This is a genomic window from Couchioplanes caeruleus (genome assembly GCF_003751945.1).
GTDB lineage: Bacteria > Actinomycetota > Actinomycetes > Mycobacteriales > Micromonosporaceae > Actinoplanes > Actinoplanes caeruleus.
The window spans coordinates 3,061,695-3,072,664 of record NZ_RJKL01000001.1 but is presented as its reverse complement, the minus strand read 5'-3'; the positions used below and the strand labels follow the sequence as shown (position 1 = coordinate 3,072,664).

4 protein-coding genes are annotated in these 10,970 nt (G+C 72.7%); all 4 read left to right on the top strand.

Translation table 11 applies throughout. The annotated features are described in order from the left end of the window. Window position 1: 1 nt before the first annotated feature. The 4 genes from EDD30_RS13555 to EDD30_RS13540 are packed head-to-tail and all read left to right on the top strand — an operon-like array spanning window position 2 to window position 10,950. Window positions 2–1,441, top strand: a complete 1,440-nt coding sequence (locus tag EDD30_RS13555; RefSeq protein ID WP_071802764.1) for a beta-ketoacyl [acyl carrier protein] synthase domain-containing protein — start codon at window positions 2–4, stop codon at window positions 1,439–1,441. A 26-nt stretch (window positions 1,442–1,467) separates the two neighbouring features. Next, window positions 1,468–3,045 (top strand): long-chain-fatty-acid--CoA ligase, encoded by a 1,578-nt coding sequence (locus EDD30_RS13550; protein ID WP_244945238.1) that lies wholly within the window; start codon window positions 1,468–1,470, stop codon window positions 3,043–3,045. 26 nt (window positions 3,046–3,071) lie between these two features. After that, entirely contained in the window at window positions 3,072–3,917 is an 846-nt protein-coding gene (locus EDD30_RS13545; protein WP_071802762.1) for an alpha/beta fold hydrolase, read from the top strand. A 10-nt stretch (window positions 3,918–3,927) separates the two neighbouring features. Further along, window positions 3,928–10,950, top strand: a complete 7,023-nt coding sequence (locus EDD30_RS13540) for a type I polyketide synthase (RefSeq protein ID WP_071802761.1) — start codon at window positions 3,928–3,930, stop codon at window positions 10,948–10,950. Window positions 10,951–10,970: the final 20 nt, after the last annotated feature.

Sequence of the window (10,970 nt, the reverse complement as noted above, 5' to 3'; positions counted from 1 at the left end):
GATGAAGGACTACATCGAGTTCCTCAACTCGCTGAGCCGCGAGCAACTTGTGCTGACAGCGGCCCGGCAGCACGCCCAGGAGAATCAGGGAATCGCGGTCGTCGGCATGGCGTGCCGCTTTCCCGGCGGCATCAACGATCCCGGGGCGTTCTGGGCGGCGCTGTGCGACGAGCGGGTCGTGCCGGCCGAACCACGCGAGGCGCCGCCACGGTGGAATCCCGCGGCGCAGGATCTCAGTCCGTTCGCCGGCCTGCTCGCCCGTGGTGTGCACGTGGAGGGCGTGGACCTCTTCGAACCGGAGCGCTTCGGGATCGACGAGGAGGAGGCCCGGTACCTGGATCCGCAGCAGCGTCTGCTGCTGACCTGCGCCCAGCAGGCACTCACCGATGCCGGTATCGGTGACACGTCGGGCCGGCGCGTCGGGGTCTACACCGGTGTGAGCACTGTGGAGTTCCCCTTCGCGCACCTCCGCAACGGGATCGGGCCGGACGAGCTTTCGCCGTACATGGGTACGGGGAACGCGCTGAGCGCGACGGCCGCCCGGATCGCCACGGGCCTGCGGCTCAACGGGCCGGTGCTGACCGTGGACACCGCCTGCTCCTCCGCGCTGACCGCGGTGCACCTCGCCGTGCCGGCGCTGCGGCGCGGCGAATGCGACATCGCCGTCGTGGGGGCGTGCCATCTTCAACTCGCCCCGTTCACCAGCGTGGTGTTCGACCGCGCCGGAATGCTGTCGCCCACCGGGCGCAGCCGGCCGTTCGCCAAGGACGCCGACGGCCACGTGCGGGGCGAGGGCTGCGGGGTGCTGGTGCTCAAGCGGCTCAAGGACGTGACACCGGACGAGCCCGGACCGTACGCCGTCATCCGCGGCACCGCGCTGTGGCAGCAGGGCGACCGGGTGGCGATGACGGCGACTCCGGTGGCCGCCCAACGCCGCGTCATGGCGGACGCACTGCGGGCCGCTCGGGTCGATCCCCTCGACGTGCGCTACGTGGAGGCCCAGGCCAACGGTTCCAAACTGGGCGGCGTCATCGAGGCCGAGAGCACCGCGGCGGCCTACGGGCGCGAGAAACCCGGCGCCCCGCCGCTGTACCTCGGCTCCTGCAAGGCCAACCTCGGATACCTGGAGACCGCCTCCGGGGCCGCAAGTCTCATGAAGGTCGCGTTGGCACTCAGCCATGGTGAGATCCCGGCGCAGCCGGGTTTCGACCTTCCCGACCCCGACATCGCCTGGGACCGGCTGTCGATCGGTGTACCTCGCAAGCGGATGCCCTGGCCGGAGTCGGCCCGCCGGGTCGCGGGGGTCAGTTCGTTCGGGTTCACCGGCACCAACGCGCATGTCCTGATGGAGGCCGCAACCGGGGCGCCGCCACGGAGCGGTTCGTCGTCCGGCCCCGTCGCCGGCCGCCGCCTCTGGCCGGAAACGCACGTCTGGTCATGACCAGCCCTTCGCAAGGAGTTCGCCAGGTGTCGTTGTACTACCCGAAGCTGCGTACGTTGCAGCAGACGATCGCCTTCCACGCCGCGGAGCGTCCCGACCATCCGGCGGTGCTGTGCGAGGACCGGAGCGTCACCTACGCCGAGCTGCACCGGCGCAGCAACCGGACGGCACACGGCCTGCAAGCCCTGGGCCTGGCTCCCGGCGCCCGGGTGGCGTTCCTGGCCAAGGAGTCGGAGCACTACTACGACGTCCTCTTCGGTGCCGCCAAGGCCGGCGCGGTGCTGGTGCCGATCAACTGGCGGCTCGCCGCGGGCGAGGTTCGGCACATCCTCGGCGACTCCGGCACGGCGGTGCTGTTCGTCGAGGACGAGTTCCTCCCGGCGGCCCAGCAGGTCGTCGCCGAGCTGACCGAGGCGCCCGTCATCGTCCGGCTCGACGGGCCCGCCGGGCCCGGCACCGGCCTGCCCGACTGGCAGCGCGCGTTCCCGGACGCGGACATCGACGAGGGCGGCGCGTGGGACGACCCGGTCGCCCAGCTGTACACCAGCGGCACCACCGGGCTGCCCAAGGGCGTGGTGCTGGCGCAGCGCAGCTTCTTCGCGGTCCGCGACGCGATGGAGTCCAAGGGCCTCGACTGGATCGACCTGCGCCCCGGCGACGTGAGCCTCATCGGCATCCCGGGCTTCCACGTCGGCGGCATCTGGTGGGCGGCACAGGGCTTCAACGCGGGCGTCACCATCGTGTCGATGCGGATGTTCGTCAGCTCCTCGGCGGTGGACCTCATCCGCGATGCCGGTGTGACCATCGCCTGCGTGGTGCCGGCGATGCTGCAGATGATGCTCGCCGAGCCGCGGGCCACCAGCGCGCACTTCGCCAGCCTCCGCAAGGTGGTGTACGGCGGATCGCCCATCTCGGAGACCCTGCTGAAGCAGTGCCTCGACGAGATCGGCTGCGAGTTCGCCCAGATCTACGGGCTGACCGAGACCGGCAACACGGCGGTGTGCCTGCCTCCCGCGGAGCACGTGGCCGGCAGTCCCCGGCTGAGGGCCGCCGGGCGCCCGTACCCGGGGATCGAGGTCAAGGTCATCGACTCGGTCGGCCGGATCCTGCCGCCCGGCGAGATCGGCGAGATCTGCCTGCGCTCTCCGGCGGCGATGCTGGAGTACTGGGCGCTTCCCGAGGCGACCGCCGAGACGCTCGTGGACGGGTGGGTGCACACCGGTGACGCCGGGCACCTCGACGAGGACGGCTTCGTCTTCGTCAGTGACCGGATCAAGGACACCGTGATCGTGGCTGGTGAAAACGTATACCCCGCAGAGGTCGAGAGCGCGCTCGCCAAGCATCCGGCGGTGGCCGAGGCCGCGGTGGTCGGCATTCCGCACGAGCGGTGGGGCGAGGCGGTACACGCGTTCGTGGTCTTCCGCCCCGGGCGTACGGCGACCCCGCGAGAGCTCATGCTCTTCCTGCGTGGCGAGATCGCCGACTTCAAGGTGCCCACGTCCTACGACGTCATCGGCTCGCTTCCCCGCAATCCCAGCGGCAAGATTCTGCGACGCAGCTTGCGCGATCGGTTCTGGGCCGGAAGGGTCCGACAGGTCAACTGATCGGACAGTCGAGTTGGGAGAGAACCATGGCAGTTTCGTCACTCAGCAGCCGGTTGAACGCCGTCTCGTACGTCGCGCCCCGGCTGGCGGGGCGGCGGGCGTTCAAGCTGTTCATCGAGCCGCTGCGCCGGGCCGAGATCCGGCCGGCGCAGCAGCAGGTGATGAACGCGGCCACGGTGTCCGATCTGGACCACGATGGTGTGGCGGTGAAGACCTACCGGTGGGGCGACGGCCCGCGCCCGGTGCTGCTGGTGCACGGCTTCCAGTCGAGGGCCGCGTCCTGGGCGGGACTCGTACCGGCGCTGCACGAGGCGGGGCTGCCGGTGCTGGCGTACGACGCCCCGGGCCACGGTGACTCCGGCGGGGTGTCGGCGACGATCGTCGACCAGGCTGCGATCATCGCGCGCCTGCAGGAGAAGTACGGCCCGTTCCGCGCGATCGTGGGCCACTCGTTCGGAGTGCTGTGCGCGTACCACGCGATCCGGTCCGGGGTGCGGCCCGAGCGGCTCGTCGCGATCAGCGGCATCAGCAGCTTCGCCTACCTGGCCGACGCTTTCTGCACGCAGATGGCGCTGCGGCCCGCGATCAGCCGCGAGCTGCGGCGGCGCACCGAGATCTACTTCCGGCCGCAGACCGACATCTGGGAGCGGTTCTCGCCCACCTATCGCCCGGAACAGATCGCGATTCCGACGATGGTGCTCCACGACGAGGACGACAAGGAGGTGCCGGTGCTGCACGGGCGGCGCATCGCCGAGGCGTACCCGGCCTCCGCCGACCTGGTCTTGACGCAGGGGCTGGGCCACCGGCGCATCCTCGGGGACCCGGGGGTCATCGAGACGGTGAGCCGGTTCCTGACCAAGACGGACGAGTAGCTGGGAGATCATGAGTAACAACTCCGGTGAGAGCATGCCCGTCGCGGTGGTCGGCATGGCCGCCCGGTTGCCGGCCGCGCCGACACCCGACGACTTCTGGCGGATGCTGACCCGTGGTGGCGATGGCACCGGACCGGCCCCCGCGGGCAGGTTCGGTGCCGCCGACTTCACGGTGCTGGGGCCGCAGGAACGGCGCTCGGTGCGGACCGGCGGCTTTCTCAGCGACGCCGACCGTTTCGACGCCGCGTTCTTCGGGATGTCGGCGCGCGAGGCGGCGGCGACGGACCCGCAGCAGCGCCTCGCCGTGGAGTTGAGCTGGGCCGCGTTCGAGGACGCCCGGATGGTGCCGGGAGGACTCGGCAGTGCCCGTACCGGAGTGTTCCTGGGCGCCACGGCCGACGACTACGCCGCTCTGGTGCGAGCCGCCGGCCTGCTGGACGGCTACAGCTTCGCGGGCCTCAACCGGGCACTTCTCGCCAACCGTGTCTCCCACCTGCTGGGCCTGCAAGGCCCCAGCCTCGTGGTCGACTCCGGCCAGTCCGCCTCGCTGGTCTCGGTTCATCTCGCGTGCGCCGCGTTGCGGGCGGCGGAATGCGATCTCGCCCTGGCCGGTGGCGTCCAGCTCAACCTGGCGGCGGAGAGCTGGATCGCCGCAGCCCGGGCCGGCGTCCTCTCGCCCAGCGGCGCATGCCACACGTTCGGGGCGGCGGCCGACGGCTTCGTCCGCGGCGAGGGCGGCGCGGTGCTGGTGCTCAAGCCACTCGAGCGCGCGGAGGCCGACGGGGATCGCATCTACTGCATCATCCGGGGGAGCGCGGTCAACAACGACGGCCACACCGGGACGGTGACGGCGCCGAGCGTACGGGCCCAGGTGGAAGTCATCCGCGACGCACAGCGCCGGGCCGGGGTGGCGCCCGGCGACGTCGACTACGTCGAACTGCACGGCACCGGAACGAAGCTGGGGGATCGTGTCGAGGCGCAGGCGCTGGCGGCGGCGTTCGAGGAGCGGTCGCATCCGCTGCTCGTCGGCTCGGCCAAGCCCGCCGTGGGCCATCTGGAGGCGGCCGCGGGCATCACCGGTCTGGTCAAGACCGCCCTGAGCCTGTGGCACGGCCTGATTCCCGCCCAGCGCGCCGCCGGACCTGTGGCGGCGCACGTGCCGGCCTCGCTACGCGTCGTCACCGAGAACACGACCTGGCCGGAGTCGGGACGGCCGGGCACGGCGGGCGTCAGCGCGTTCGGCATCGGCGGTACTAACTGCCACGTGGTGGTGACCGGGCACCGGGCGGCGGACCCGGCGCCGCGCCGGCTCGACCAGCGTCCATGGCCTTTCCTGATCAGCGCTCGCACCCCGGGCGCGCTGCGGGCGTACGCCGGGCGACTCGCCGACTGGCTCGCCGCCCACCCGGACGCCGCGCCGCTGGATGTGGCGTATTCGCTCGGCACGACGAGGACGGTGCTGGCGCATCCGGTGGTGGTGAGCGCCGCGCGGCTCGACGACCTGCGGGCTGCCCTGGAATCGGTGGCGCAAGGGCGCGATGTCGACGCCGCCGAACCGCCGGAGGACTGGGACGCCGTCTTCGCCGGGCATGAACCACGCGTGCTCACGTTGCCCGGCTACCCGTTCGAGCGGGAACGGTACTGGTTCGGTGACATCGCGGCGGACCCTGCGCCGGTGCGGCCCGGCGCGGCGCCGGACGACGAGCTTCTCGAGCTGGTGCTGCGTGAGGTGGCCGCCGTGCTCGGGGAGCCCGGCACCGCCTCGCTCGATCCGGCCGCCACCTTCACCGACCTGGGGCTCACCTCGCTGACCGCGGTGGAGCTGCGGGACCGTCTCCAGGAGGCCACCGGTCGGCACCTGCCTCCCGGCCTGGTCTTCGACCGGCCGACACCGGTGGAGCTGGCCGGCCATCTGATGGTGTCGAGCACGCCGGCGGTCGCCCCGGAAGCCGCGCGGACGAGGACCGGCGAACCGATCGCCGTCGTCGCCATGGCGTGCCGGTTCCCGGGCGACGCCGACTCTCCCGAAAAGCTGTGGCAGTTGCTGGCCCAGGGGCGCGATGCCATCTCGGCCTTCCCGGAGAACCGGGGATGGGACCTCGACGCCCTGTACGACCCGCGTCCGGCCCGGCCGGGACGCACGTACGTCCGGTCCGGTGGCTTCCTGCACGACGCCGACCGGTTCGACCCCGCCTTCTTCGGGATCAGCCCGCGCGAGGCGCTCGCGATGGATCCGCAGCAGCGGCTCGTGCTGGAGGTCGCCTGGGAAGCGATCCAGAATGCCGGCATCGAACCGTCGACGCTGCGCGGCACCGACACCGGCGTCTATGTGGGAGCGATGTCGGCGGGCTACGGGCCACGTCTGCTGAACGCCCCCGCGGCCGTCGAAGGGTACGCCCTGACCGGTTCGGCGGCGAGCGTGTTGTCCGGGCGGGTGGCGTACACCTTCGGATTGACGGGTCCGGCCATCACCGTCGACACGGCGTGTTCGTCGTCGCTCGTCGCCCTGCACCAGGCCGCGCGCGCCCTCAGGAACGGCGACTGCTCGATGGCCATCGCCGGTGGTGTCACAGTGATGTCCGAGCCGGGCATCTTCGTGGAGTTCAGCCGCCAGCGCGGCTTGTCCGCGGACGGCCGCTGCCGGGCCTTCGGCGCGGACGCGGACGGCACGGGCTGGGGCGAGGGCGTCGGCCTGCTGGTCCTGGAGCCGCTGTCCCGGGCCGTCGCGGCCGGCCGGCCGGTGCTGGGCCTGCTCGCCGGCACCGCGGTCAACCAGGACGGCGCGAGCAACGGGCTCACCGCGCCGCACGGCCCGTCGCAGGAGGGCGTGGTCCGTGCCGCGCTGGCGGACGCGGGCCTGCGCCCCTCGGACGTCGACGTGGTCGAGGCGCACGGCACCGGCACCCGTCTGGGCGATCCGATCGAGGGACAGGCGCTGCTGAACGCGTACGGGACGGACCGCCCCCGGGACCGGCCACTGTGGCTGGGATCGCTCAAGAGCAACGTCGGACACACGCAGGCGGCGGCGGGCGTGGGCGGAGTCATCAAGGTGCTGCTGGCGATGCGGCACGAGACGCTGCCGCGAACGCTGCACGCCGAGCAACCCACGCCGCTGATCGACTGGTCGGCCGGGGTGATGCGGCTGCTGACCGAGCCGGTCCCGTGGCCGCGGGGCGAGCGGGTACGGCGTGCCGGCGTCTCCTCGTTCGGCATCAGCGGCACGAACGCGCACGTGATCATCGAGGAAGCGCCGGACCTGAGCGACTCCACCGCGGTCGGATCCGGGCCGGCGATGATGCCACTCTCGGCGCACGATGCCGAGGCGTTGCGCGCCCAGGCCGGGAAGTTGCTCGCTCACACCGCCGCGCTGTCCGCGGAGGATCTCGGCGGCCTGCGCGGAGCACTGGCGGCGAGCCGGTCCTCGATGCCGTTCCGGGCGGTGGTCATCGGTGAGCCCGGGCCCGGGCTCCAGGCCCTCGCCCGGGGCGCGACCCACGACAGCCTGATCACGGACCGGGTTCGCCCCGGCGGGACCGCCTTCCTCTTCAGCGGTCAGGGCAGCCAGACGCCCGGAGGCGGTCACGACCTGTACGTCGCCCACCCCGTCTTCGCCGCGGCCCTCGACGAGGTGTGCGCCCATCTCGACGCCGTCCTGGACCGTCCGCTGCGGGCGGTCATGTTCGCCCCGGCCGGGCATCCCGACGCCGCCCTGCTCGACGAGACCGTCTACACCCAGGCCTCGCTGTTCGCGCTCGAGGTCGCCCAATACCGCCTCGTCGAGAGCCTCGGGCTCGAGCCGGACGCGGTGCTGGGACATTCCATCGGGGAGCTCGCGGCGGCGTACGTCGCCGGCGTGTGGTCGCTGGCGGATGCCTGCCGGCTCGTCGCCGCCCGCGGTTCCCTGATGCAAGCCTTGCCCCGCGGAGGCGCGATGGTGGCGCTGACCGCGGCGGAACGGGAGATCCTGCCCCTCCCCGAGGGCGTCTCCGTCGCGGCGGTCAACGGGCCCGACGCGGTCGTCATCTCCGGTGCGGAGGAGCCGGTGCTGGCCGTCGCCCGGCAGTGGCGCGAGCGTGGCCGCCGGGTGGATCGCCTGCGCGTCAGCCATGCCTTTCACTCGGCTCACATGGATCCGATGCTGGATTCCTTCGCCGAGGTGGCCGCCTCGTTGCAGTACCACCCGCCGCGCATCGGCATCGTGTCGAACCTGACCGGCCGGCTCGCCACCGCGGAGGAGATCTGCACTCCGCAGTACTGGGTCCGTCATGTACGGGAGGCCGTGCGCTTCGGAGATGGAATCCGTCATCTCGTGGACACCGGCGTGCAGCGCTTCCTGGAACTCGGCCCGCGCGGCGTGCTGACCGCGCTGGGCGCCCGCTGTCTCGGCGACCCCGACGCCGTCCTCGTGCCGATCAGTCGCGGAGTCGTGCCCGCTCTGGCGCGGCTCTACTGCGCGGGTGCACGCATCGACTGGTCCCGTACGCTCAGCGGCTCGCGCGGACGGCGCAGCGAGATGCCGCCGTACCCGTTCCACCGCGAGCGGTACTGGCTGTCGGGTGCGGTTCCCGCCGCCGGCACGGCGGTCCTGCCCCCGGCGGGCCATCCACTGCTCGGTGCGGTCCTCGAGGTGCCGGGCTCCGAGACGCTGCTCGGCACGGTCCGGCTCTCCCTCGACGCGCAACCCTGGCTCGCCGACCACACGGTGTCGGGAACCGTGGTGGTTCCGGGCGCGGTCTTCGTCGAGTGGACCGCCCACCTCGCCGCCCGCCTCGACCGGGACATCGCGGAACTGGTCATCCAGTCGCCGCTGGTCCTGACCGCGGACGCGCCGGTGGACCTGCGACTGGTCGCGGACCCGACCGAGATCACGGTCTTCAGCGGAGACGATTCGGCGGGCTGGCGGCAGCACGCACGCGCGACGCTCGAGCCGCGCCGCAGGATCGTCTCCGACCGACCGGTGGACGGCATCACCGTGCCGGCGTCCGCGGCCGACGTCGGGGAGCATTACCGCCTGCTCACGGAGCGCGGTTTCGGGTACGGTCCCTCCTTCCGTGCCCTGACCAACGCCTGGCGCGACGGCGACGAGGTACACGCCGATGTCGAACTGCCTTCGCACGTGTCCGGTGACGGGTTCGCCCTGCACCCGGTGCTGCTCGACGCGGCCCTGCACGCGGCCCTGCTCACCGTCGCGGTACGGGGCGACGGCGTCCCCCTTCCGTTCGCCTGGTCCGGCGTCCTGGTGCGGCCCACCAATGCCACCAAACTCCGGGTCGAGGTACGGCCGCAGGGGCCCGATGCCGTCTCGGTGGATGTCACCGACGGCGACGGCACCCTGGTGGCCTCGGTGCGGAGCCTGCTGTTCCGGCCGGTCGACCCGGACCGCCTGGAATCCGCCGCGCCTGCCCGGGACGTGCTGCTCACCGCCGCGTGGCCGCCGGTCGAGACGGACGGCGCGACGGACGGTCCGTTGCCGAGCTGCGGGATCCTGGGCACCGATCACCTCGGTCTCAGCGGTGCGGTGAAGGACGGGTACGCCTACGCCTCCCTGCGCGAGATCGAGAGGGACCTGCGGCGTGGGGCCACGGTCCCCGGCCTGATGCTGGTCTGCGGCGGTGAAGGGACGTCCGAGGCGGACGGCAGCCTGCCCGGCGCGGTGCGCGCGGGTGCCGAACGGACCCTCGCGCTGCTCCAACACTGGCTGGACGACGTGTTCGACCACTCGACGCTGGTCTTCGTGACCCGCGGAGCGGTGGCCACGGAGCCCGGCGCGGACGTGCCCGATCCGGCCGCGTCCGCGGTGTGGGCCGTCGTGCGCAGCGCCCAGGCGGAGCATCCGGGACGCTTCCGCCTGATCGACGTCGACGACGCGTCGGCGTCCGCCGAGGGGCTGCGCCGAGCGCTGGGATCGGCGGAGCCGCAGCTCGCGGTGCGCGACGGCCGGCTACATCTCCCGCGGCTCGCCCCGGCGGGCACGCCGGACCCGGGCCGGCCGCTCGACCGTGACGGCACCGTGGTGATCACGGGCGGCACCGGTGCGCTCGGCGCGCTGATCGCCCGGCATCTGGTGCACCGGCGCGGTGTGCGTCACGTCCTGCTGCTGAGCCGGCAGGGTCCGCAGGCGCCCCTGGCGGCCGGGCTCGCCGCCGAGCTGGGCGCCGCGGCGACCATCGTGGCGTGTGACGTGTCCGACCGTGCCGACCTGGCCCGGGCGCTGCGGTCGGTGCCGGCCGACCTGCCGCTGACCGGCGTGGTGCACGCCGCGGGCGTCGTCCGCGACAGTGTCGTCACCCTCATGACGCCGGCCCGAGTCGACGCGGTCATGCGGCCCAAGGTGGACGCCGCCGTCCACCTCCACGAGCTGACCGCCGGCCACGACCTGTCCGCCTTCGTGCTCTTCACCTCGGTGATCGGGGTGTTGGGTGGGGCGGGACAGGCCAACTACGCTGCCGCGAACGCGGTCCTGGACGCGCTGGCGCACCGGCGGCGGGCGGCCGGGTTGCCCGCTACGGCCATCGCCTGGGGCCCCTGGGCCGGTGGCGGGATGGCCGGCGAGCTGACCGGCACCGATCTGCGCCGGATGGAACGTACGGGATTCGAGGCGCTGCCCGAGGTCCGCGGTCTGGCGCTGTTCGACGCGGCCCTGCACAAGGCGTACCCCGCCGTGACGGCGTTGCGGCTGGCGGGGCGGGCCGGCCCGGCGACCTCGGCCATGTTGCGTCACCTCGCTCCGGCACGTCCCGTCGCGGCGGCGACGCAAGTGACTCCGCAGGCCGACTGGGCGTCCCTCGACGGCACCGAGATCCGAGAGCTCGTCCGGGCAATTGCGGCCGCGGTTCTGGGCCACCAGGGCGCCGAGGCGGTGGACCCGGACCGGGAGCTGTGGGACAGCGGCCTGGACTCGTTGACCGCGCTGGAGTTCACCCAGCGGCTGACGCAGGCGTCGGGGGTGCGGCTGCCGCAGTCGTTCGTCTTCGACAGCCCGACGCCGACGGCGATCGCGGGGCGCCTGGTAGAGCTGCTGGGCTCTCGCTGACGGCATGGGGCCGGGCGCGA

Bases quoted from the DNA above. Each gene is read 5' to 3' on its own strand.
- EDD30_RS13555 (WP_071802764.1), top strand. From the start codon at position 2: ATGAAGGACTACATCGAGTTCCTCAACTCGCTGAGCCGCGAGCAACTT.
- EDD30_RS13545 (WP_071802762.1), top strand. From the start codon at position 3,072: ATGGCAGTTTCGTCACTCAGCAGCCGGTTGAACGCCGTCTCGTACGTC.
- EDD30_RS13540 (WP_071802761.1), top strand. From the start codon at position 3,928: ATGAGTAACAACTCCGGTGAGAGCATGCCCGTCGCGGTGGTCGGCATG.